The organism is Peribacillus sp. NPDC060253, from assembly GCF_042727425.1.
Classification (GTDB): Bacteria; Bacillota; Bacilli; order Bacillales; family DSM-1321; genus Peribacillus.
The window spans coordinates 1-25468 of record NZ_JBHXAS010000073.1; the positions used below are offsets into that span (position 1 = coordinate 1).

Annotated in this window: 22 protein-coding genes and 2 tRNA genes; all 24 read right to left on the minus strand. The window is 40.4% G+C overall.

Going from position 1 to position 25468, the window contains the following annotated elements; translation table 11 throughout:
- Nucleotides 1–530 precede the first annotated feature (530 nt).
- The gene (locus ACFWE9_RS17835; protein ID WP_230154869.1) at nucleotides 531–2021 is read right to left on the minus strand and encodes an MFS transporter; all 1491 of its coding nucleotides are present in this window, start codon (nucleotides 2019–2021) and stop codon (nucleotides 531–533) included.
- A 131-nt stretch (nucleotides 2022–2152) separates the two neighbouring features.
- Nucleotides 2153–3340, minus strand: coding sequence for a CaiB/BaiF CoA transferase family protein (locus tag ACFWE9_RS17840; protein ID WP_377357962.1), 1188 nt, complete (start codon nucleotides 3338–3340; stop codon nucleotides 2153–2155).
- A 45-nt stretch (nucleotides 3341–3385) separates the two neighbouring features.
- The gene (locus tag ACFWE9_RS17845; protein WP_377357964.1) at nucleotides 3386–3583 is read right to left on the minus strand and encodes a hypothetical protein; all 198 of its coding nucleotides are present in this window, start codon (nucleotides 3581–3583) and stop codon (nucleotides 3386–3388) included.
- 88 nt (nucleotides 3584–3671) lie between these two features.
- Nucleotides 3672–5057, minus strand: a complete 1386-nt coding sequence (locus tag ACFWE9_RS17850; RefSeq protein ID WP_377357966.1) for a CoA-binding protein — start codon at nucleotides 5055–5057, stop codon at nucleotides 3672–3674.
- A 214-nt stretch (nucleotides 5058–5271) separates the two neighbouring features.
- Entirely contained in the window at nucleotides 5272–6252 is a 981-nt protein-coding gene (locus tag ACFWE9_RS17855) for an NAD(P)H-dependent flavin oxidoreductase (protein WP_377357968.1), read from the minus strand.
- Nucleotides 6212–8386, minus strand: coding sequence for an acetate--CoA ligase family protein (locus ACFWE9_RS17860; RefSeq protein WP_230154859.1), 2175 nt, complete (start codon nucleotides 8384–8386; stop codon nucleotides 6212–6214). Before ACFWE9_RS17860 ends, ACFWE9_RS17855 begins: the two co-directional genes overlap by 41 nt.
- A gap of 24 nt (nucleotides 8387–8410) precedes the next feature.
- Nucleotides 8411–10522 carry a sigma 54-interacting transcriptional regulator gene (locus ACFWE9_RS17865; RefSeq protein WP_230154857.1) on the minus strand — a complete coding sequence of 704 codons (2112 nt, stop codon included), beginning with the start codon at nucleotides 10520–10522 and terminating at the stop codon, nucleotides 8411–8413.
- Nucleotides 10523–11761: 1239 nt separating this feature from the next.
- Complete coding sequence (locus tag ACFWE9_RS17870) at nucleotides 11762–12538, minus strand: enoyl-CoA hydratase/isomerase family protein (protein WP_230154854.1); 777 nt, start codon at nucleotides 12536–12538, stop codon at nucleotides 11762–11764.
- A 317-nt stretch (nucleotides 12539–12855) separates the two neighbouring features.
- A complete protein-coding gene (locus ACFWE9_RS17875) occupies nucleotides 12856–13305 on the minus strand; it encodes a PaaI family thioesterase (RefSeq protein ID WP_230154851.1) in 450 nt (149 codons plus the stop codon).
- A gap of 225 nt (nucleotides 13306–13530) precedes the next feature.
- Entirely contained in the window at nucleotides 13531–14808 is a 1278-nt protein-coding gene (locus ACFWE9_RS17880; protein ID WP_230154849.1) for an MFS transporter, read from the minus strand.
- Between the two features lie 633 nt (nucleotides 14809–15441).
- A complete protein-coding gene (locus tag ACFWE9_RS17885) occupies nucleotides 15442–15642 on the minus strand; it encodes a hypothetical protein (protein ID WP_230154847.1) in 201 nt (66 codons plus the stop codon).
- A gap of 150 nt (nucleotides 15643–15792) precedes the next feature.
- A tRNA-Arg gene (locus ACFWE9_RS17890) sits at nucleotides 15793–15866 on the minus strand.
- Nucleotides 15867–16276: 410 nt separating this feature from the next.
- Nucleotides 16277–16350 (minus strand) — tRNA-Arg (locus tag ACFWE9_RS17895).
- A 172-nt stretch (nucleotides 16351–16522) separates the two neighbouring features.
- Nucleotides 16523–17035 carry a metallophosphoesterase gene (locus ACFWE9_RS17900; RefSeq protein ID WP_377357972.1) on the minus strand — a complete coding sequence of 171 codons (513 nt, stop codon included), beginning with the start codon at nucleotides 17033–17035 and terminating at the stop codon, nucleotides 16523–16525.
- 2 nt (nucleotides 17036–17037) lie between these two features.
- Nucleotides 17038–17649, minus strand: a complete 612-nt coding sequence (locus ACFWE9_RS17905) for an XTP/dITP diphosphatase (RefSeq protein ID WP_377357974.1) — start codon at nucleotides 17647–17649, stop codon at nucleotides 17038–17040.
- Between the two features lie 82 nt (nucleotides 17650–17731).
- Nucleotides 17732–18052: an exosome complex component gene (locus ACFWE9_RS17910; RefSeq protein WP_377357980.1), complete on the minus strand. Its 321-nt coding sequence runs from the start codon at nucleotides 18050–18052 to the stop codon at nucleotides 17732–17734.
- A complete protein-coding gene (locus ACFWE9_RS17915; RefSeq protein ID WP_230154839.1) occupies nucleotides 17985–19058 on the minus strand; it encodes a GerMN domain-containing protein in 1074 nt (357 codons plus the stop codon). The genes ACFWE9_RS17910 and ACFWE9_RS17915 overlap by 68 nt, the downstream gene beginning before the upstream one ends.
- Before the next feature lie 271 nt (nucleotides 19059–19329).
- A complete protein-coding gene (gene racE, locus ACFWE9_RS17920) occupies nucleotides 19330–20133 on the minus strand; it encodes a glutamate racemase (protein ID WP_230154836.1) in 804 nt (267 codons plus the stop codon).
- 10 nt (nucleotides 20134–20143) lie between these two features.
- On the minus strand, nucleotides 20144–20587 hold the full coding sequence (locus ACFWE9_RS17925) for a MarR family winged helix-turn-helix transcriptional regulator (protein WP_377357977.1): 444 nt from the start codon (nucleotides 20585–20587) through the stop codon (nucleotides 20144–20146).
- A gap of 225 nt (nucleotides 20588–20812) precedes the next feature.
- A complete protein-coding gene (locus ACFWE9_RS17930) occupies nucleotides 20813–21037 on the minus strand; it encodes a helix-turn-helix domain-containing protein (RefSeq protein WP_028392149.1) in 225 nt (74 codons plus the stop codon).
- A gap of 122 nt (nucleotides 21038–21159) precedes the next feature.
- Nucleotides 21160–21624 (minus strand): acyl-CoA thioesterase, encoded by a 465-nt coding sequence (locus tag ACFWE9_RS17935; protein ID WP_230154832.1) that lies wholly within the window; start codon nucleotides 21622–21624, stop codon nucleotides 21160–21162.
- A gap of 340 nt (nucleotides 21625–21964) precedes the next feature.
- Complete coding sequence (gene sdhB, locus ACFWE9_RS17940) at nucleotides 21965–22738, minus strand: succinate dehydrogenase iron-sulfur subunit (RefSeq protein WP_048689018.1); 774 nt, start codon at nucleotides 22736–22738, stop codon at nucleotides 21965–21967.
- A 17-nt stretch (nucleotides 22739–22755) separates the two neighbouring features.
- Complete coding sequence (gene sdhA, locus ACFWE9_RS17945) at nucleotides 22756–24507, minus strand: succinate dehydrogenase flavoprotein subunit (protein ID WP_230154831.1); 1752 nt, start codon at nucleotides 24505–24507, stop codon at nucleotides 22756–22758.
- Nucleotides 24508–24577: 70 nt separating this feature from the next.
- Nucleotides 24578–25186 (minus strand): succinate dehydrogenase cytochrome b558 subunit, encoded by a 609-nt coding sequence (locus ACFWE9_RS17950; RefSeq protein ID WP_053347217.1) that lies wholly within the window; start codon nucleotides 25184–25186, stop codon nucleotides 24578–24580.
- Nucleotides 25187–25468: the final 282 nt, after the last annotated feature.

The following is a 25468-nucleotide window of genomic DNA, read 5'->3' on the forward strand; positions in this document are numbered from 1 at the left end:
ATAATAAACATAATATTAATTTGTTTGGATTATGTCAACGTTTTTTGTGAATTAGTCACGTTTATAAAAGAATAACCATTTTTCACTTTCCACATCAGGTACGTTACATTTTCACAATAAGGGGTAAGGCGTTGAGTGCAAATGAAGTTTTTAGTATATGGGGTATTGAGGGTTTGTTAATTTGTTGGGCTTGTTTATTTACGGAGTGGATGGGTCGTTCTTTGATAAGCGGAGGCTTCTAACGGGCATTTGCCATCAGAAGAAACATCTCCCGATGGCAAATATTCTCTTATATAATAGTCAGGGTAATAATAGCTGATTGTTCTAGATTAATGAGAATCAGGTCGGCTTCCTTCCAGACGATTTTTACGCTGACTCGAGGGAAATCAGAAAGCGTATATGATAATAATGGAAACTACGAATGGGAAATTTCTAAGCAAAAACGCCCCATTCGTATATGTACGAATGGGGTAAGGATAAGAGAGTTCATTCTTGGCTCTTGGGGATATTTATAGGTTTGTCCGTTCTACTCAAGCAGAATGGTTACCAGAAGCGCTTTCGTTTTGTTTTATGGAACCATCTGATTTATTATCATAAGGATCATACATTTTTTCCCGGATAAATAGTGCAGGTATAATTCCGGCTAGTGCATAAGCAATACCAAGTGTAGCCAAGCCAAATCCAATCGATTCGGATTCGGCAATGATCCCGATGCTAATAGGGGCTATCGCTGCTCCAAATCGCCCGATGTTATACGCGCCCCCTACAGCGGTGCCACGAATATGTGTTGGGAAACTCTCACTCATATACGTTGAATTAACCCCATATGGCGCCCCATATAGGAATCCAAGTATCGTAAGTAAAACGATAATATTGGCTGGTGTGTGGTACAAAATGATGACCGGCAAGAAAATGGCCGTGGATAAGCCACCAATGATATACACCGCACGACGACCTATTCTATCCGCTAGCCATCCTGCAAGGATTTTGCCAAAAATCATGGCTGTATATGTCCCAACAAGATAACCTGTCATCTTTTTAAAATCGAAGCCTAAATCGTCTACAATATACGTTGGTAACCAAGTTCCTACGCCATAATAGCCAAACTGCAAAAAAGTGGAAGTGAGAATCCAAAATAGAAATATAGCCCTTGTTTTTGGTTCTTTAAAAATCGTGAGCCATTCATTTTTCTTGATTCCTTTGTTTTTCTGCTTTTCTTCCTTCCAGCCTTGAGGTTCAGGAATTTTGAATCGGATATAAATCGCCAAAAGCACTGGCAGGACCGATATAAAATACAATGGTCTCCAACCATAAATCGGCAGAATGGCACCAGCTAATAGGGCTGCGACTAAATACCCTACTGAGTAGGCTGCTTGTAATGTACCCAATATAGTCGTCCTTCTTTTTGTCGGTACATATTCAGCCATCAGCATCGTGATGATTGAATATTCGGCTCCTATCCCGATAGCAGAAAAGAAACGGATAACTAAAAATTGCTCATATGTTTGTACGAAGCCAAGTAATGCGGTACCGACAGAAAAGATGACCATCATCCAAGTTGCCATCCTTACCCGTCCAAATCGGTCCGATAACCACCCACCCAGGATCCCTCCGACGGCCATGCCTATTAAGGACCATGTGCTGAGGAGCCCCGCAGTTGATTTATCAATCTGGAATTCATCCATTAAACTAGGAAGAGACAATGCCAGCAATTGTAAGTCCATCCCATCTACTACAAGCCCAAGAAAACAAGAAATGAACACAATGATCCAAGTACGTTTTGGTTGAGTTTTTTCCACCTTGCAGCCCCCTTTTTTAGGTACACTCATTCTCTTCCGCAAAATATTCTGCACTCTGCTGTCTTTGCGATCTGCCTGATTCCCTAGACGTTTTGCCCCGATCACCCCTACTGCCCTTGCTGCAAGTACATTAGATTTCACTATGCTATAATGCAAATTCACATCCGACATAAAAGCACCAATGGCCCATACTGCATGAGGTGTAATCTGCTTGTTTTTCAATTGATAAATTGACCGTGAATCTCCTTCATAAGCGCTACACGCTTCACACTAAACCCTAAATCTTCAGCCAAACCATATCCATGTACATGAATTTCCCCGGATAGAAAACCCCATCTTTGTCTTACATTTCCTCATATCACCTTGCCTCGTTTAAGCTCTTCAATTTGGGTCGAGGAGTAGCCAAGTTCCCCTAACACCTCATCTGTATGCTCCCCAAGCAAAGGAGGATGACGTCGGACATTGGATGGGGTTTCTGATAATTTAACCGGAAAACCCGGAACCTTAAGATCCTTCACATTTGGATGTTCAATATCAATCATCATTTCCCTTGCCTCAACCTGAGGGTGGTTAAGGATTTGATCGATTGTGTGGATTGGACCACATGGTACTCCTACTCCATCCAGTTTTTCAAAAACCTCTTTGCTTTCAAGTGTAATCAGTCTCTCAGAAATGATTGCCACCAGTTCTGTGCGGCGGGCGACTCGATTGTCATTCTTCGCAAAACGGGAATCATCCAATAAATCCTTCCAATCTAAGGCCCGACAACACTTTTCCCATAATCCATCATTAGCCACAGCTAATATGATATCCATATCTTTTGTCGCGAATGATTGATAAGGGACTATCGAAGGGTGGGCGGAACCCATTCTTCCGGCAGGTTTCCCGGTTGCCATGAATCCTGTTGCCATATGATTCAATAATGTAATTTGACCATCTAGTAAACTTACATCCACAAATTGGCCTTTTCCAGTTTTTTGTGTGGCGAATAGCGCACTAAGAATTCCATATACAGCAAACATGCCAGTCGTAAGGTCCACAATGGACATTCCCGCTTTTGCCGGTGCCCGGTCCGCATCACCTGTGATACTCATCAATCCTCCAAACCCTTGCAAAATCAGATCATAACCGGCCCTGTTCTTTTCCGGGCCTGTCCTGCCAAACCCCGAAATCGAACAATACACCAAACGGGGATTTAATTCATTTAACGTTTCATAACCAAATCCGAGTTTATCCAGTGTACCTGTTCGGTAATTTTCGACTAATATATCAGCGTCTTCGGCTAACTTATAGATGATTTCTCTTCCTTCCGGACTTTTTAAATCAACCGTAATGCTTCGTTTGTTTCGGTTTGAGCTAAGATAATAACAGCTTTCATCATTCCACGTAGGAGGGGTAAAGTGCCTTGATTCATCCCCCTTCCCTGGCCGCTCGACTTTTATCACATCCGCCCCCATGTCCCCAAGCAACATGGTACAAAAGGGGCCGGCTAGTGTCCTCGATAAATCAAGAATTTTAATACCTTCCAAAGATGACTGCATTCCAACCTTCTCCTTTTCACTCCATTTTTGGTATGTACGCCTGCGTCAGTCTGATAGAATTACACGTTCCTTGCTGCAAATAAACAGGACGGTAATTGCAATTTCATAGGGTTGCCCGGTGATTGGAATCGATCTTGGATTGCCCATGCCCTGTTCCTTCATGAATTCCAGTACCGTCTTTGAACAAATCCAAGTCCCTTTCAAGTTGACACTTAGGACAAACTCAACATCCTCATCAAGCATTTACCATGCTTGCTTCTTTCGTTTCCCACGTAACTCTTCACCTCCTGCTTTTTTCTTATATTCGTATTTTCAGAGTAATAAAGGTGATTTAAGAAGGATGCTCCTCTTTAAAGACCAGCCGTTTCATGCTATATTCCGTAAAATGTTTAACAGCCTTCACACATGCATCGGCAGTAGTGTAAAAGGGAAGTTTACTATCTACTAAAATTTCATATGCTACTTCCCGTTCCCCGGATAAGGAAGTCCACAATGGAACGATTGGTTTTTTCATTCGCTGGGCAATCTCCACCGTGTGCCTAGCCAGCATTTCTGTATAGATACCCACTTTAAATGAAAAGAGAACAAAGACGATATCCACATTTGGGTCGTTCGAAAATCGTTCCAGACACGTCCTTACCCTACTCATATCAGGATGGGCATGTATTTTACTATTTATTGGATTTGAAGGGGCTACTTCATCCGGTAACAAACCTTGAATTTTATCTTTTGTTTCATTCGTAATATCCGGTACAAGAAGATTGCCCCTCCTGCATTTCTCAGCAAGTAATCTAGCTGCACCATCAGAGTATGAAAAGATTCCGATTCGGTTTCCTTGCGGGTTTGCATATTTGAGAAAAAGCCAGCCTACGTTAATCATTTCATCAAGATCATGTACCTGAATGACGCCCAATTCTTTAAAAATGGCCGGGTGGATCCCTTTATCGGCTCCATGCTCTGAATGGCTAATACTTAACACGATAATCGGCTTCCCGGCTTTATTCGCTGCTTCGGCAGCATATCGAAACGCCCATTCATCTTTTAATCTTTCTACTATCACGAAAATAACTTTGGTAGCGGAATCGTTAGCCAGAAAATTGATAAAGTCAGAGATTTCTAAGTCCGCTTCATCGCCCGTAGAAATCCAATGATTAAAACCAATCCCCCTGTCGTTTGCATCCAAAATCGTTCTCCCTAAACCTTCTCCCTGAGAAATAAGGGATATTCCGCCATATTGCAAACGGTTTGGTTCGTAATAAGATGTACAGGAAATGCCTACTGAGCTCCCTATATTAAATAATCCTGGGCAATCAGGACCGAGTACCCGAATTCCTGATTCCTCAGAAAACGCTTTCAATATTTTTCTGCAATGAAGTTTTTCTTCTTCTGACTCATTGCAATCGATGCTTGGAATCACAATGAATTTCACCATTTTTTCCACACAATCAGCCAGAATCGGTAAAATAGACTTGAGGGGCAGAGTAATGACAACTGTGTCCACCCTATTTGATATACTCATCAACGTTGGATATGCCTTCATCCCAAACGCCTCATCATATCTAGGATGTACGGGATAAACTTTACCTTGGTATTTAGATTTTTGCAGATTCAGTAATACCCTTCCTCCAACATGGCCCGTTTCGAAATTTGCACTTATGACTGCAATCGAACCTGGTGAAAGTAAAAGGGATATATCAGGTGCATTGTAGCCAATCAAATGATCACCACCTTTTAAATTTCAAGCACGTATACTTACTTCTTTGCAAAAATCATGCCAATCTTAAAATACGCTGAATGACTGCTGTTCTAAAGCTCGACACCCTAAAATCAATGCAAGTTCCCATTTTTTAATGTAATAATACATTAACCCTTTTTGATTCATAAAAAATAACCAAGGCAACTGAATAGCTCTTGGTTACTTTTGTTCAGTTTTACAAAGTTCCTGTACTGGTATGGGCATACATGTTGATTTGCTTGAAACTCTCTTCTGCTTCTTTCATGATGTCTTCAATCACGGTCCTGGCACTTTTACATGTATCGATTCTTCCGATTCCTTCTCCAATGGAAAGAATACCGGAATGGACATCGCCACTTGTCAGCATTTTTTCATATGCTTCCCCGCCGATCATCGGTAACAGCACCTCTATACCAGCGCCGCTCTTTTCCAACTTCTCCACTTTGATAGCGGCTGCACTTCTGTATACCCGGTTTGTTTTTTTAATGGACCGTTTTATGATCATTGTATCATGTGATCCGGCGTTCATTAATTCTGCTTTTATCGAAGGATGCAGCGGGCATTCTTCAGTCATGACAAAACGGGTTCCCATTTGTACGGCCTGTGCCCCCATTGATAGTGCGGCCAACAAACCTTTTCCATCGACAAATCCTCCTGCAGCAATAACCGGAATGGTTAGCTCTTGCACGACTTCCGGCAGTAAAACCAATGATGAAACTTCATCCAATCCGGGGTGGCCACCGCACTCAAAGCCTACGACCACTACTGCGTCACACCCTAATTCTTCCGCCTTTTTAGCATATTTTAGAGAAGGGACTACATGGATGACCTTTATACCTGCATTCTTAAACTGTTCCATATACTGAACTGGACTGTACCCTGACGTAAACACGATTTGGATTCCGGCCTCTATTGCCCCGTCTACAAAGTCATCCATCGGCCGTCTTATTCCAATCGCCAAGTTCACCCCAAAAGGTTTATCCGTTCTGGACCTCACTAACTCAATATCTTGAATCATTTCTTTTTTTGAGGGGTATGAACCGGCAGTGAGTAAACCAAGTCCTCCCGCATCAGACACAGCAGATACCAACGGTTCTATACCCAATCTATGCAAACCGCCTTGGATAATCGGGTACTCAATTCCTAACAAATCCGTAATGGCTGTTCTGAATTTCATATTCATCCCCTTCTTTCTTTCCGTTTTTCCAAACGACGATACCGTCCAATGCAGCGACACCCTTTCCTTCATTCAATACAATCAACGGGTTAATGTCCATTTCCATAATATTTCCTTTATTTTGATCAGCAAAATGAGAAATCTGAACAAGCGCATTTGCCAAAGCATCTATGTCGGACTTTTTTCCGCCACGGACACCTAAAAGTAAAGGATAGCCTTTCAGCTCTTTCAGCATGGAATGAGCTTCCAGCGAGGTAATGGGCGCCCTCCTAATTGAAATGTCTTTTAAGACTTCAATAAAAATCCCGCCAAGGCCACATACGATTAAAGGGCCGAACTGTGGATCATTTTTTATCCCGATGAACATTTCGACCCCTTTTTCGGTGATCATCTCTTCTATTAGAATTCCGTTTATTTTTGCTTCAGGCAGATTCTCCTTTATGGATTTACCTATCGACTCGTAAGCTTGAATTAATTCCACTTCATTTTCGATTCCTAAGATAACCCCTCCCTCGTCCGTTTTATGAATAATTTCATCAGAAATCACCTTACAAACGACGGGGAACTGAACCTTATTTTTCATTTGCTCCAGTTGCTCTCTATTTTTTGCAATCATCCCTTTTGGAACAATCATCCCTAGGTCAGAGAGCTGCTGCTTAACTTTTTCTTCCGTCCAAACGCCTTTCTTCTCATAAGGACTTATCATTGGATCCTGAGTTTCTTCTTGAATCGCAGTTGCAGCATTGACATTTGAGGAAAACGTTACAAGCTGCTTTACAGCCGCCATCGTTTTATAGGAGGTATGATATACAGGGACTCTTGCCGTTTGCAGTAAGGTACGGCCTTCGTCCATGAGTTCTTTTGTTCCTGTCAGAGTTATGATAATGGGTTTATCGGTTTTTTGGTCAATATCAATGATCTTTTCACAAATTTTCTTGCCAAGAGTTCCGCCGAATGTAGAATGGACGATAATGACATCGACCTGATCATCCTTCACTAACACTTCAAGTGTTTCGGTTAATATATGTTGTTCATTCAACGCTTGAGCGGTAATATCTATCGGATTGAAAGCTGATCCGTAAACTGGAATGATGGACTGTATTTTTTCTTGCGTTTCTGGCTGAAGACGAATCAAATCCAAATCCAACTGTTCACTATAATCGGCCATCGTTATTCCTGCTGCTCCAGAGTTAGATATCGTAACTATACGGGAGCCTTTTGCACGTTTACCACGTGCAAAAATTTTCATTGTATCGATCATATCATCTATATCATGAATGGGAATGAGACCGAACTGTTTAACAATGGCATTAAAGGCTTGCTCTGATCCCGCTAACGAAGCGGTATGGGACATTGCCGCCTTTTTCCCTAACTCTGAGCGGCCTGCCTTTAAAATAAGTAAAGGCTTGTCACATTTTATGGACTGCTTGGAAAGCTCAATCAACTGTTCCCCGTCCGGGACTCCTTCTAAATAGGCGGCAACCACATCTGTAGAAGTATCCTGCTGCATAAATGAAATACAATCCAATATATTGATATCTGATTGATTCCCTGTATTCACAATATAGGAAAAACCGATATTCTCATCCTGTGCTAGTCCAAAAAGTGAAAAACCGAGTGCTCCACTTTGAGAAGCTAAGCCGATATTTCCTGAGATGAACTCCTTTTTTGATTCAAATGATGTCGAAAACCCCATCGGGATCTTTTCAATGACATTCAGGCATCCGATGCTATTAGGACCAATAATATGAATCCCATGTTTCCGGCTGATTTGCAGCAGTTCATCTTGCAGACGTTTACCTTCCGGACCAGTCTCTGCAAAACCTGAACTGAATAAAATCAAATGTCTTATTTCCTTTTTCCCACAGTCCTCAATCGTCTGTAAAATTCTGCTTGCAGCTACGGCAATGAGAGCTACATCTATTTTTCCCGGGATATCCAAAATACTTGGATAGCAAGTATGTCCGCAAATTTCTTGATATTTTGGATTGACCGGATAAATCTTTCCTTTATATTTGTGCTGAATGAGGTTATTAAGCGGTTTTCCACCAATAGAAGTTAGATCCTGGGAAGCTCCGACGATTGCAATCGATTTAGGGTGTAAAAATTGTTTTACCACTTCTGATCTGGACATTTTCCTTCCCCCTATTTTATGGTTTCACTCAATTTTTCCGGCTATTGATAACGCTTTCATCTTCTGCAGTTTACGAACGATTGTTGATTGATCCACTTTTAATATTTCAGCCGCTTTGTAAGTACTTCCATACTTATTCAACGTCCTTTTAATTACCTTTTCTTCAAAATTCATGACAGCTTCCTTTAGCGGGAGGACTTCTTCCTCTACCTCGGAATCTTGTTCTGTAAGTTCACCTTGAAAAAAAATCGAAGAATATAGAACATCCTTTATGTTAATGGAGTCTCCTTCGGACAATACAAAAAAGCGCTCAATGACATTCCGTAATTCTCGAACGTTTCCCGGAAAATTATAACGTAAGAGCATTTCAAATGAATCTGGTGTAATCTTTTTAGACATCCCATAGATTTGATTATATTCGCTTAGAAACAGTTCAATTAAAGGAATCAAATCCTCCGTTCTTTCTTTAAGGGGTGGCAATGTAATAGGAATTACATTTAATCGGAAAAATAAATCTTCACGAAATTCCCCTTTTTTCACTTGCTCTTCAAGATTACGATGGGTAGCAGCCAAGATTCGGACGTCCACTTTAATAGGTCTAGTTCCACCAAGGCGCGTCACTTCTTTTTCTTGAATCACCCTCAGCAGCTTCACTTGCAGGGGAAGCGGGAATTCCCCGATTTCATCCAGGAATATGATTCCCTTGTTCGCCAATTCAAACATACCGGGTTTCCCTTTCTTTCCCGCCCCTGTAAAGGCGCCCACTTCATAACCGAATAGCTCGGATTCAAGCAATGTTTCAGGGATGGAACCACAGTTGATGGTGATGAAGGGTCCATCACTCCTATTACTATTAAGTTGAATGATTCTTGCAACCTCTTCTTTCCCTGTTCCGGATTCTCCAAAAATCATGACGGTAGACTCGAATGAAGCAACCTTTTTTGCTACATCGACGATTTTTCTCATTTTTGGGGAATCCGCAATGAAATGGCAGCGTGACTTGATTTCCATTCGATATTGCGATAATTCCTCCTTATAGCGTTCTGTCAATTGCTTATTACTTTCCACTTCTTCCTGCAGCTGGATTAGTTCTGTAATATTCCGGACATTAATGACGATAAAGTCAACCTCTCCATTGTTATTGAGGGCAGGATTGACGGTAATGATTAAATTAATATTGGACTCCAGTTGTTCCACTAACGTTACGGATTGTTTCTCCTTAACGATTTCCTTTATTTCCTTAATTATAAAAGATGGAAAAATCTCAAAAATCTTCTTCCCGTTAAGGTCATGGTTACTTTCTTCCTGAACTAACGCGATGAACGCTTGGTTATATCTGATAATTCTTCCTGTTGGATCCGTAATCACAATCCCATCATAAGAAGCGGATATGATTGCCTCCAATTGTTGATTTAACTCCCGTACCGTCTCCAGCTCTCCTGAAATTTTTTCCATTTCAGAAATATCCTGAAAGACCCCTACAACTCCGGTCACTTCACCATTTTCTATAATCGGCGTCCGATTCGTTATATATTTCCGATTTCCAACTTGATACTTTGTGGCATATTGAGGCTCTCCGGTTCGAAGGACTTCAAGCATCCCACTCGGAATAAATACATCATTTAAAAAGCGACCTAGTGCACCATTTCGTTTTACTCCGCTTATTCTTTCGGTTGCTGGATTAAAGGAAGTGATTATACCGTTTTTATCAATGGCTACTATTCCATTATGGGCATGTTCAAAAACGGACTCCAGTTCTTTTAAACGCCTTTCCAACATTTGAATATACATATGGTTAAGCCGCTTTTGACTAATGATTCCCACGATAGAATCATATTTGTTTTGAACTAAATAAAAGGCTTTATTCCGCTCTAGAAGAAAATGAATATCTTCATTTTCTGAAACATACATATAATCCTGGTCCAAATGCAATGGCGAAACTTCAATTTCATTGTTCTGGATGGCGACAAATACCGAATCCCTGGTAATCATTCCAAGCAATCGATCATGAATACTGAATACTGGCAGACCATCTAGGGAGGATTGTTCAAAAAATGCCTGTACCTCTTTTAAAGGCTGGTTTTCCTTTACCCGCATAGAAGTTTTAATGATTATATCTTTACTAAGCATGTTCATTGAACAATCCCTCCAAGTAGTCTTTTCCTCAGTTTATTTCTAGAATAAAATGTATTCCTTTTCTAGATCATGCGTACGCTCCTCACGAAAATCAGCTCTTTTTAGTCCACTCTTTTAGAGATTTACCAAATAAAGACGCGACAAGTACTCCGTTACACCGAAATCAATTTCTGCTTTTAAAGAAGTTACATACGGCATCTTTAACTTGATGCTTTTTTTTGCTGTTGATGCCATTGTGATGATTGCCCACTCCTTTAGAAAGTTCTTAATCCACGGATAAAGTCCCTTTGTCCTCATACACCAGCTCGCAGAAATTAATAGAGTGGAATCTTTCTAGTTTTCATAGAATCATTCCATAATGGGTGTAATATGAATGCCTATCCGACCTGGATGGTAGCCCGATCAAGGATGCGCTCGGCAAAGGATTCGCTGAATTCCTTTTTTCTAATTTGGTCGATTTTCCGAGTGGAATAGAAAGCAATTGACGTGATGAAAGAACGAAGCGATCGATGTCCCTGCCGTGAACCATTGTGTCCCCGTAGGTCCGGGGAAGTTGATTGTTTAGTTCAGAAATGACACATGTATCATTCTGAATAAGCGATTGGACAACATCGACAGATAAACCAAGATTACAAAAGCCCTTATCAATACGAGGGATACTTGAATAAGTGCTACATCGTTTCCCCCTGTTTGATCAACATAGAATCTCTGAAAGATTAACTGGAATATAGTCACATGGCTCCATGGAAAAGGTATCTGGGAAGGGGGCGGCAAGAACGTACGGATATGAAAATGAGAAAGGCGACTGTCACGGGCATAAACACAAGGAATGCCAATAATTAAATGATAAAGAAGACATTATGTAATCGCCCTTTTTGACGGACCATCTCCTCCACGAGCGTTTGCGGTTCATTACAAAAAGGGGCAAGGAACACTTGTGGACTTAATAGCCAAGATCGCCTTTTCTGAGTTTGTTAGCCTTCTTTGATAAAAAATCTCCCAATCTTTCCTTAACTAAGTATTCCCCCCTCATACACATGAGGAGAAAATGAGTGTGTAATTAAGTTAATATTCATACTATTCTTATAGTTTAGATGAAAAAGTAATATAAATCAAACACCACACTCTCATTTTATGGAAAGAACAAACATATTGGGCAGTACCATTCACCGCATGATGTTTCATTCTCTTACACTTGCATGCTTTCAATGATGGTGGCAATTAAGTATCCAATATGCGTCACCTATTAAACTGCGGCTTGCGTTTATCCATAAAGGCACTTACACCTTCTTGGAAATCATTTGATTCGAAGCATAGGCCTTGAACAAAACCTTCAAATTCAAATGTTTCACTAATATCAGCATGCATGCTCCTGTTTACTAGCCTCTTTGTTAACCCCATTGCCATACCAGGAGCATTGGCAAGCTTAAGAGCAATTGAAGATGCTTCATCCAAAAGTAAGCCATCTTCAACCACTCTATTAATTAGACCAATTTCATAAGCTTGTTCCGCAGTAACACGTTCACCCAAAAGCATCAATTCCATTGCACGATGGCGTCCGATCAACCTAGGCAGGAAATGAATGGATCCAAGATCAGGTATCAACCCAACATTCAGAAAGCTCTGAACAAAAAACGATGATCTGGCCGCAATAATCATATCGCAGGCTAAGGCGAGACTGGTTCCGGCTCCTGCTGCCGCCCCGTTCACTGCGGCAATCACGGGTTTCTCCAAATCCATTATGGAGTGGATCACCTCATGTCCCACTTGCAATCTCTTTCTTCCAGCGGCTGCGTTTATACCTTGTAATGTGCTCAGGTCACCACCTGCGGAAAATGCTTTCCCCTCACCCGTTAAAATAACTGCTTTTACACCTGCATCATGTTGGAGCGATTTAAAGAAATCTGATAATTCTTCCCGCATTTCGACAACTAGCGCATTTCTGATTTCCGGTCTATTTAATGTAACAAGACAAACCCCGTTTTCAACAGAAGTTTCAATATGGTTGTAGGCCACCTTAATCATCCTCTCCTAATCAATAGTTCTTCCCATCACTCACTATCATCCTAAAAACGGGGGAGTACGCTTTTCTACAAATGAGCGAACTCCTTTCCGTATCCACGCACAATGTAAATAATATCTGTGTTCCAGCTTCTTTATCCGGGATGCCAAACAATTCTTCTACACTGGCTTTGGTCGGATTGAATTGCTATCGGGGCATTTCTTCCAATGGTTTCGGCAAGCTCCAAAGCTTCACTATAAAAGTCATCCACTTCCATAAGGCGCTAAAATGATTTTTCGCATCGATAATGGAATAGCCTATCGTTATTTCCTTACTTTTCTGTTTTCCATATCATGAACGTACCTATACCCCCAGCAAGTAGCTCACCAGTTTCTGATTCTAATTTCGCCTCAAGGGAAGCAATTCTCCTTCCACTATGGACCACCTTGGCTGTTGCATAGATGATTGTTCCTACAAAAACCGGTGCAATGAATTGGGTTGTCAAAGATACGGTTGCGACCTTCGCTTCATAAAACTTATGACGCAGGGTGACGCCCATTATGGAATCGAGCAAGGCAGCCGTTACTCCCCCATGTACAGATCCGTTTACATTAAGAAAATTAGGGGTCATGGGCATTTTTATCCTGACATGATTTTGATCCAATTGATCCATTTCTATCCCCATTTGCTTCCAGAATGGGGAGGATTCATACTCATTTTTAAATAGGCTTATATATTCTTCATCAAGATTCTTGTTTGTCTGTGTTTTTTCTTCAGTCAATTTACATTTCTCCTTTCTATTCTGATAAACTTGCAAGAAACATGCCAAATAATAAATTGAAAGATCTCTCTCTTTTCCGCCGAATCTCGGTATAATCAATGTAAAATTGCATTATATTAATGCGTTTTTACACAAAAGATCACCTTTTCTAAAAAAAAAGGCTTTTTAAATAACAGGACTGTCTACTAACTAATGACCTGTCACACTTAAATGAAAGTAGACTTTTCATTTTCCCTCTTGCTTATCTGGTGTTACGCGAACAAGATTCGTCATTTGAAAAGAAACCAATACGGCAATGATCAGCAGTACACTGATAAACCCGATGATTCCTCCCCAGCCAAAATGATGTAGAAAGAATCCACCATACCAACTGACAAAGCCTGAACCGGTATAATAGAATAATAAATAGAAGGAAGAAGCTTGCGCTTTTTGTTTTTCTGTTGCCAAATAGCCTACCCATCCGCTGGCAGCCGTATGTCCAGCAAAAAAACCAAATGTAAAGACAGTAATCCCTGTTATTTTAACAAGTAGTTCATCATGTAATGTTAGCAGCGCTCCAAATAGCAGGATAGTAACCGACCAACTAATCACTTGTCTGCAAGAATAGCGATCAGCCAATTTCCCAAACCATACCGAACTCCATATACCTATTAAATTAACGACAAAAACAAAGCTAAAAACCGTTTGACTTAAGTTATACGGTGCTTTTGTGAGTGGATATCCGAGATAGTTCAATAATGTAACATACACACCCATGAATAAGAACCCGATCCCATACACACATAATAGATTTTTACTTCTTAAACCTTCTTTCATGTTCCATGCCCAATGATTAAACGAGATTGAAATCATTCGGAAGTTTTTGGATTCAGGCAGAAAACCAAAAAACCAAAGACTGCATAATAAACTGGCCATCCCCAGGACCATCAAGGCTATTTGCCAAGAAAAAAGATCGGTCAGAGTGCCAATTACGATGCGTCCCACAAAACCGCCCACAGCGTTTCCAGCAACATAAACCCCTATTACTCTCCCAATGCTCTTCGGGGAAAATTCCTCATTCAAATACGCCATGGCTATGGAGGGAAAACCGGATATAGTAACCCCCTCTAAAAATCTAATCGCTAGGAATACATGAAAATAATGAGTAAAAGATGAAGCAATAGCTAGAATGGAAGTTAATATTAACGAAAGGCTCATTATCGTCTTTCTGCCATATGCATTGGATAAAGTCGAGATAAAAAGCAAACTAATTGCTAACGAAACCGTAGGCAATGAAACGGCAAAACTGGCAGTTGACGGTGAAACATGGTATTTCTCTGAAAAAAGACTGATCAGTGGTTGAGGGCTATACAAGATGGAAAATGAAACAATACTCCCCAATAACAATCCAATTAGCGCCAGACGATACTCACGGCTACCACTTTCAATATATTGCACTTTTTCCGCTTCCCTTCTTACTTTCGGTAGGTTCTGTACCCGCCCTACATGCCTGTAATGAATCAATATCTACAGCCTCACTACCATTTTTTGAGTCTTTTTATAAACTAAGTTGACTTGATCCCATCTTTGTTTATTTGTTCACATCCAGTACCCTTAACAGCCACAATCATTTCCTTTTTGTCAACCATTACACTCCTATACTTTTGGTTTTCGTCAACTTTGCTATTGGGGACTGTACCCAATTAACATGCAAATATCATGCCATCAAAAATGAGCGAAATAGTTAGGTCTTTTTCGTATATAATGGGAGATCACCAGTGAAATCTCTTAATTGTAGGGATATTCGATTACCCTCAGGGTTCACATAGCTCGCTGGATTGTTTTAAACAAAAAGGTCAATCAGTAAAAACTGGCAGACCCTACAGACGCCTCCGTTCTTAATAATTGCTCAGCTATCGCCGTGGTATTTACCCCCTTCATAAAAATGCCATTTGTAAAAGTTGAAATCAGAGCAAGATTGTCATTAAACCCAGGAATCTATTCTAAAATCGTTTCGGCAAAACATTCACACATTAAATAGGAATTGATATACAAAGTAAAAAAACATCCAACTAGTTGGATGTTTTTTTTCAAATAAAGATATGAAATGGTTTGAACGTTATATAATTCCTTTGATTCGAAAAAATTGAATAAGTATTAGCTAGGCACAAACTTAAGTATTCCTTCCAGATAAACACCTTGTTCTTTTCTCGTACACGCTCTTAACTTAATTCTTCCTTCCATTTCTAATTCCTTGGCTAATTGAACTACTTTAGTTCCATCTTCGGCTATCTCTACTGAAAAGAAATTACCCCGAGTGGAAGTTTGAATGAACTTAAATAATCTATCTTTATTCATCTAAACAACTCCTTATTTATATACAAATTCGACATAAAAGATAATCTACCTGCGATAATAAGAAATAAAAAACTTCTTGCCGCATATTATCCGTAAAACAAAAAAGAAAAAAGCCAAAACCCTTTAAAGGTTTTGGCTTTTTTAAGTTAGTGTCCCAGGAGAGATTCGAACTCCCGACCGACGCCTTAGAAGGGCGTTGCTCTATCCAGCTGAGCTACTGAGACATATCGCTGTTTTTCTTCAGTTCAGTATAGCGGTCACTTTTCGTACTTAGACCGTAATCGTGCTCTTTATTATAACTTAGTATAATACTCATTGCAATACTAGTAATATTAAATATTGAAAAGTTTTAGAACACCCCTACCATTCATACAATATTTATCATGGTATTTGAATGAAGTTTGCAGTAAAAAATGGAGAATACACTTTATCGAACAATTCGAAGTTATCATTTATAACTTATTTCTACTTCAACATCTAATAAGCCTTTTCTTTTGGTCATACGAAAAAACCTCCTATATCGTTAGGTGGATAAATCGATATACGGTGTAATTTCTTACATGACCGTTATACTGACCGTTTCACTAAACGATATAGAAGGTTTTCGCATCGGGCTTTAAAGCCACTTTGTTAGTGTCCCAGGAGAGATTCGAACTCCCGACCGACGCCTTAGAAGGGCGTTGCTCTATCCAGCTGAGCTACTGAGACGTTTATGATATAAGTTGCGGTAAAACTTATGTATTACCTTAACTGTTCCCTTAGGACACTTCTTATTATAGTAGGATATCAAAAGAAAGTCAACGGTTTTTCATAAAAAGTTTTTTCTTTTTTTATGAAACAGGAAGCGGGTAAAAACGCTTCCTGTTCATAATACATGAAGTCATTCCATTTGATAAGCATTTCTTAGTTCCTCAACGATTTTTCCTTCAAGGTCATAAAAGATGATTTTAAGTTGGTCATTTCCGATATCCAAAATGGCATAGGTTTTCTCTTTTCGTCCACGCGGCTGACGTATGCTTCCCGGGTTGATGAAGAGCTTGCCGTCAATCCATTCTGAACCTGCAGCGTGGGAATGACCAAAGCAAATAATATCCGCCCCTGTCTCTTCACTTTTATAGGATAGGTTCATCAGCGTCATATTTATGTTATAGAGATGTCCATGCGTAAGGAAGAAACGCTTGCCTGCGATACTCTCCACAATATCATTCGGATATGCCGAATCATAGTCACAATTCCCACGAACGGCTAAGAACTCCGACATGTGAGGGTCATTTTTTTCCAACTCTGAATCACCGCAATGAATCATGGCAGCAACCTCTTGTTTATGACGGTCTGTAATCATGCTGATTTCATGAGTTAAGCCATGACTGTCACTCATTATTAGCACTTTCATCGTCACATTCCTTCTTCCCTTTTTAGAAATAGATCAAGTTTTTCATCTAGAGCCCTCAGTGCGTTGGCACGGTGGCTGATTTTGTTTTTTTCCTCTTTTGTCAACTCGGCGTTTGTTTTGCCCTGTTCCTCAACAAAAAAGATGGGATCATAACCAAATCCATTCGTTCCTGAAGGCTGTTCTGTAATCAAACCTTCCATCGTTCCCGATACGGTAATCGTTTCCTGGTTGGGTGACGCTAGTGCCAAGGCGCAATAAAATCTCGCCGTTCTATCCTCTTTTGGCACGCCTTCCAGTTCCCGGAGGACTTTTTCCGTGTTTGCTTCATCACTCTTAGACTCTCCGGCATAGCGCGCAGAATATACGCCTGGACGGCCCTCCAATGCATCTACGATCAATCCGGAATCATCCGCAATGACAAAGTGTCCTAGCTGATGGGCGATGGCCTCCGCTTTCAAGATTGCATTCGCTTCAAAAGTTGTTCCTGTTTCCTCCACATCCGGTGCATCCGGTACATCGAGAAGCGTTTTGACTTCATATCCCTTAGCAGAGAACAAGCTTTCGAATTCCTTGGCTTTTCCTTTATTTTTCGTTGCAATAATTACTGTCTTCATTCTTCGTTTCACCCTTTTGTATTTTATCGGCTATGGACCCAAAAGCTTCTTTTTGCACCTCAAATAAGGTATGAAGCCCTTCTTACGCTATAGAAAGCATTTCCTGTATGTACATGTCGGCTTCTTCCCCAGTGCCCTGCAATTCGACGAATTCGCTGATTCCTGACTTGGTGATAATCACATCCACCAGGGCTGCTGAATCTTTCAGGTAATTTAAGTCTAACACAAATCTGGCTTGTTCAATAATCCCGATACTTTTATGGCCACTGTATTTCCATAAATAAGAGACAGCGGTTGGCTGCCTCCTTATGACATCTATAGGATTAAAAATCCCTTTAAAAACTACCTGTGTTGACTTTTTCTGGACGGACCACAGGCTCTGATAATTTCTTGCCTTCTTCATTAAGAATATCTGCGCTGCCCTGTACTTGTACTTCAACGCTTTCAATTCCTTTCTGTTCCGTTAAAGAAAGGACCAAGGCATCCAGGACTTCTTGTGACACCTTTTTCTCTTTGAAACTGCCAAGGATATTTTCGTTAAAATTGAGACTGACCTTACCTTCCGCCACTTTAGGCTGGTCAAGTAATGCTACATCACTCATGAATCCTGTCTGTAAGTTCGAACCCGAAGGACTCTTCGTCAATTCCTGAATGACCGCTGTGACATTATCAGACACCGTTTCACTGATCCTCCGTGTTACCGGCACATAATAGGTGTACTCCTCGTCACCGCCTACATAATAAACAGTCAGGGCTTTGGAATTGGAGATGTCAACCACGTCACTCGTATCGATATTGATTCCTGAAGACCTTGAAATATTCTCATCAATCGGTGTGCCATTGACCGGCATTTCGGAAATATCTTCCCCATTTATTCTCATTTTGATTTTATCGACTGAGTCGAATTGTGTCAGGGTCCATGTAATGGCTTGAAGGATTTTAAGTTCATCTTCTTTTTGATAGTTTTTGAACTCTGGTGAAAAGTCCGCCACAGCCACCCCTTCTTTAATGTTCACGCTTATTTGGGTATCGGCAGGAATGACTGCCCTGAACCCGTTGGGAAGTTTATCGGTGACAGGCCCGTTATCGACAAGGTAATCAAGCGCCTGTTTAGCGACGGCTTCAGATTTCGGAAGTTCCAAAGTCTGTGGAACGACATACCCACTTTTATCAATTAAGTATAACTCCGTCTTTACTGTTTTTGACTCAACAGCGCCTTTTTCTCCATCTGTTGCCGGCTGTTCTTCACCATTCGTCTCTTTTAATGATGATTCATCCTCGACTAATGAAACATCCTTTGGTGGATCAATTTCCTTTTTCTCTTCACCGCCAAATAATCCGCAGCCCGAAAGCCAAATAGAAGATGCCAGAATGGTCACAACCATAGTTACTTTTGATTTATTGGACATAAAATCACTCCTAGGACAGTTTGTACTCCTATTTATACGAGCCCTAAGGGAAAATAGACCAATTATTTTTCTCTCTCATAATGGAGCTGGGCAATTCACCTGTACTGCTGGATGTTTTTCAGCTTTAATGGGATTTCGGGACTTTCCGCTTGAAACAATCGAATCCCATTCCCCAATCAACGTTCAAATTGTAAAAGCCATAAAAAAAACTGTAGACAAACTCGATTTCTATCGAGTTTGTCTACAGTTTGAAAGCTTCCAAATGGAAGCTTTAGAAGTGGTCAATTTTAATGGTTTCGATTGTATTAATATGAATACCGAGCCAGCTCGATGCGATTGAACCAAACATATCTCTTGAACCTGTTGTATAAAAGCGATGAACTGGACGGAGCTTGCTTTTATTGATTAATTTATAGTAATCCAAAATGACACTTGCCTCACGGGCCGTCTCTTCCCCAGAGGATATGACTTGTACTCCATCCCCCATATAGGATGAGATTACTGGTCCCAACAGTGGATAATGGGTACAGCCAAGAATCAAAGTATCGATTTTCGTTTTCTTTAACGGGTTCAAGGTTTGTGCCACGACCCTATTTACAATCCCCCCTTGAAATTCGCCGCTTTCTACGATCGGAACGAATTTCGGGCATGCTAAACTATCAACTTTCACATCGGAATTGATGGAGAACAGCGCGTCGTCATATGCTTTGCTTTTCACCGTCCCCTCCGTACCAATAACACCAATATGTAAGGAATTTGAAACTTTCAATGCCGCCCTTGCACCAGGGTGAATGACACCCAATACAGGGATCGGAAGTATGGCCCTGATTTCATCCAGTACCGCTGCAGTCGCCGTATTGCAAGCAATGATCAGCATCTTAATATCCTTCTTCATCAAGAACCTCGTCATTTGCCATGTGAAGGTTTGGACATCCTTTTTGGACCTTGGCCCATAAGGGCATCTTGCAGTATCACCTAAGTAAATTATATTTTCATTTGGCAGTTGACGCATGACCTCTTTAGCTACAGTCAAGCCGCCTACGCCTGAATCAATGATTCCTATTGGTTGTTTCAAAAAACTCGCCTCATTTTTCTTTCATTTCTTGATGTAGTTTTGCTAGAATTCGTTGGAGGGAAACGATGTCAGTATCATTAAAATTGGCTAGCACGCCACTCAAGTACTGCTGCCTTTTATTAATCACTTCTTCGATAATCCTTTCACCTTCCTCCAGAAGGTGGATACGAACGACACGCCGGTCCTTTTCACCTTTGACACGCAAAACAAGCTGATGTTTCTCCATGCGGTCAATCAGTTCCGTCGTTGTACTGAAGGCGAGAAACATCTTCGTGGACAATTCGCCAATCGTCATGTCGCCCGATTCAAAAAGCCATTGCAAAGCCACGAATTGAGGAATGGTAATTTTATAATCATGGAGAATTTCTCTTCCCCTTTGCTTAAGCCATGTCGATACATAGCGCAATTCCTTCTCGATTTCGGCTACATAAGCAACCTGATTCTCTTCATCCATTGACTCCGCTCCCCACTTCATGAAACTTATCATACTACCATTTTGGATGAAAGTGAAATGAATTTCAAGATTGATTGTTGGAAATCCATAATGAAACCCCCTTCATTAAAATAAGCAGCATCCAAAGAAGTCAAAACAACCAAATTGTTTTGGACTTCCTTATATGCTGCCAAATAGAACGGGAGAGAAATTATTTATTATGCTTACGTATTAAGAGTCAACACATTAAAGTTTAAGTTCTCCCATACGAAGGAGTTCTATGACTGCCTGCGAACGTCCTTTGACTCCAAGCTTCTGCATCGCATTCGAGATATGGTTTCGAACTGTTTTTTCGCTAATAAACAATTCACCTGCGATTTCTTTTGTTGTTTTGTCTTGTACTAGTAACTCAAATACTTCTTTTTCTCTTTTGGTGAGTAGTGGCTTATGAGTGAATTCGTTCTCCTTCAAGTAATGTTACCCTCCTTGCCTTCACCAGCATAAAACCCGGAGTGGGTGTCTATTTAGTCAAGATATAGTATGTCGGGCGGGGCAAGGGAGTGACTCTTTTACTTGTCTAATTTAAAATTATTTTAGGAATGTTCGACCTCGGTTTGCCACATCCAATGCTTCATCTCTTCCGTCCAAGGTACCGGCTTTCCGGTGGTCTTGGAGACTTGGACAATCGTCCCCCTGCCCGTTAAACAAATTGAACCATCTTGTTTCGTTCCCATGTAATGGATGTCGACAGAAGATTTTCCGATACTGTCAGCTTTCACATGGATCGTCAATTGATCATTGAAAAACACCTGTTGTAGATAATCACACTGTAAATCGGCAACAACCGGTATCTCTTCACTTCCAGCCGAAGTCCAATCCATCATAAAACCCAGGCTATTGAAATACTCGATCCTTGCTTCCTCAAAATAAGTAAAAGGAATCGTGTTATTCAAGTGCCCGAACATATCAGTTTCAGAAAAGCGGACCTTCATCTCATGTTTAAAAGAAAAATCATTGATCCACTCCGTTATATTATCGATATATGATATTCTGCCCAATTTGTGCACTCCCTTTCAGAAATGAATGGCTATTCACTCATTTTATAAGAAAAGAAGGAATATGAAAAGGATTTTCTATTGAAATCTGTTTATTTTGATTCATAAACAGTTCATATGTCATATTCTCGCCATTTTTTGGAGGCTAAAAGTCACTATGCGTAGTGGAGGTACATCCACTCCATTTTATCATTCTGGTTTCAATCCATTATTGCCTATCAATCCTTATATTTTTAGAATGAAGAACATCATATCGATTTCCATCCTTCAGGTCTGGAACTAATATAGGCGATAAAAAAAGAAGAACCCATATCCTAAGATACAGGTTCTTACATGTTCATTATTAAACTTCGTCGCTTCCGAAGAAGTTACGGAATTGTTGGATCGTAGTATCACGGTTCAACGCAGCAATCGAAGTCGTTAATGGAATGCCTTTAGGGCAAGATTGCACACAGTTTTGTGAGTTACCGCAGTTTGCAAGTCCTCCATCACCCATGATTGTATTTAAACGTTCAGCTTTGTTCATTGCACCCGTTGGATGTGCGTTGAATAAACGAACTTGTGATAATGGTTGTGGCCCCATGAAGTCTGAATTGCTGTTTACGTTTGGACAAGCTTCCAAACAAACACCGCAAGTCATACATTTAGATAATTCGTAAGCCCATTGACGTTTCTTTTCTGGCATACGTGGTCCTGGTCCAAGATTGTACGTACCATCGATTGGAATCCAAGCTTTTACCTTTTTCAATGAGTCGAACATACGGCTACGGTCGACTTGAAGGTCACGAACAACAGGGAAAGTACGCATTGGAGCAAGACGAACCGGCTGTTCTAATTGGTCAATAAGAGCTGTACAAGATTGTCTAGGTTTACCATTGATAACCATTGAACAAGCACCACATACTTCTTCAAGACAGTTCATGTCCCAAGCGATTGCTGTAGTGTGTTTGCCTTGTACTGTTACTGGATTACGACGAATTTCCATTAGAGCGGAAATTACATTCATATTCGGACGGTACGCTAATTCAAATTCCTCATCATAAGGAGCTGAATCCGGTGTATCTTGACGAGTGATTATAAAACGGACTGTTTTAGTCTCAGATTTAGTTTCAACCATTTTTTTGCTCCCCCTCTTTAATGTTTCGTAGTGTAATCACGTTTACGTGGTGCGATAAGTGATACATCAATATCTTCATAATGGAATTCAGGTGCTTGATCCAAGCCTTTGAATGTCGCCATAGTCGTTTTCATGAATTTATCATCATTACGTTCTGGGAAATCAGGTTTGTAATGAGCTCCGCGGCTTTCGTCACGGTTTAAAGCACCAATTGTGATAACACGTGCCAATTGCATCATGTTTTGAAGCTGTCTAGTGAATGCAGCTCCTTGGTTGCTCCATTTAGCCGTGTCATTGATGTTAATTTTCTTGTAACGTTCCATCAACTCAAGAATCTTGTTGTCCGTTTCTTTCAACTTGTCATTGTAACGAACTACAGTAACATGCTGTGTCATCCACTCACCAAGTTCTTTGTGAAGGACGTACGCATTTTCGTTACCATCAAGAGACATGACATCATTCCATTTTTCCTGTTGTTGTTTTTCGTACCCTTCATACAATGAAGATGGAATGGATTCTGAAGTTTTATCAAGGCCTTCAATATATTTAACGGCATTCGGTCCAGCGACTGAACCACCATAGATTGCAGAAAGAAGTGAGTTCGCACCAAGTCGGTTACCGCCATGTTGAGAGTAATCACACTCACCTGCAGCAAATAAACCTTTAATGTTTGTCATTTGGTCATAATCCACCCAAAGTCCGCCCATAGAATAGTGAACGGCAGGGAAGATTTTCATTGGAACTTTACGAGGATCTTCACCCATGAATTTCTCGTAGATTTCAATGATTCCGCCAAGTTTGATATCAAGTAATTTAGGATCTTTATGAGAAAGATCCAGGTAAACCATGTTTTCTCCATTAATACCAAGCTTCATGTTCATACATACGTCGAAGATTTCACGAGTCGCGATATCACGAGGTACAAGGTTACCATAAGCAGGGTATTTTTCTTCAAGGAAATACCAAGGTTTTCCGTCTTTATATGTCCAGATACGTCCACCTTCACCACGAGCAGATTCACTCATTAGACGAAGCTTATCATCTCCAGGGATTGCAGTTGGATGAATTTGAATGAACTCACCATTTGCATAATTTACACCTTGTTGATAAACAATGGATGCTGCTGAACCTGTATTAATCATTGAGTTAGTTGATTTACCGAAAATGATTCCAGGACCACCGCTCGCCATGATGACAGCGTCGCCAGGGAATGATTTGATTTCCATTGAAGTCAAGTTCTGTGCTACGATACCGCGTGCTGTTTGATCGTCATCGATAACAGCTCCAAGGAATTCCCAGCCTTCATATTTCGTTACAAGGCCTTCTACTTCATAACGACGAACCTGCTCGTCCAATGCATAAAGTAATTGCTGACCAGTTGTTGCACCAGCAAATGCTGTACGGCTATGTTGAGTACCACCGAAACGACGGAAATCAAGAAGACCTTCCGGAGTACGGTTGAACATTACGCCCATACGGTCAAACATATGGATAATCGATGGTGCTGCTTCGCACATCGCTTTAACCGGTGGTTGGTTAGCTAAGAAATCTCCGCCATAAACTGTATCATCAAAGTGGATATATGGAGAATCCCCTTCACCTTTTGTATTTACTGCCCCATTGATTCCGCCTTGGGCACAAACTGAGTGAGAGCGTTTAACAGGTACTAAAGAAAATAAATCTACCTGTTGTCCCAGCTCTGCTGCTTTGATCGTAGCCATTAAACCAGCTAGACCTCCACCAACGATAATAATTTTACCTTTACCCAATTCTGTCACTCCCTTATTTCCATTAGCAAAGCTATGTTTTTCCTAATACTTATAATTAAACTCTATCTTCTTATACGAAAGCGAAAATTGCGCTAACCCCTACATAAGAAAGAAGAACGAAAACGATCAAAGTAACGTAAGTCATGATTTTTTGCGATTTAGGTGAAACTGTCAGACCCCAGCTCACTGCAAATGACCATAATCCATTAGAGAAGTGGAAAATTGTCGAAATGACCCCAACTAAATAAAATGCAATCATAAATGGATTAGAGAAAATCTCTGCCATCATGTCAAAGTCAACCTCTGTACCTAATGCTGCTTGAATTCTAGTTGACCAAACATGCCAAACAAGGAAAATCAACGTAATGATTCCGCTTAGACGTTGTAAAAAGAACATCCAATTCCGGAAAAATCCAAATCTACCCAAATTATTTTTAGCCGTAAACGCGATATAAATCCCGTAAACCGCATGATAAATCAAAGGTAAGAAAATGATGAAGATTTCCAAGAAATAACGAAACGGTATGCTTTCTAAGAAATGTGCTGCTGAATTAAATGATTCCGGTCCCTTTGTTGCCATATAGTTGGTAACTAAATGCTCCAACAAAAACAGCCCGATCGGAATAACTCCAAGTAGTGAATGAAGTCTACGATTCCCAAACTCACGATTTTTTGCCACTAAGTGCCCCCCCTTAATTTGTGAAAAATCATGCAAAGATAATCTGGTGGCTACCTTTTATCTCCGCGTGAAAATATAGTATAGAGTCAGAAAACTCCTCTATACTCCCTTTACAATTATGTGACATGTCCATTTTACTCCTGACTTCAATGTGCGTCAAGAAAACGGATACAAGAAATCTCTTTTTCAGAATAGATTTTATTGGATTAAATTGTCTATTTTTTATCTATCAAGTATATATTTTGGAGAAATTATTCTTTAATCTATTAATATCCCGGTATC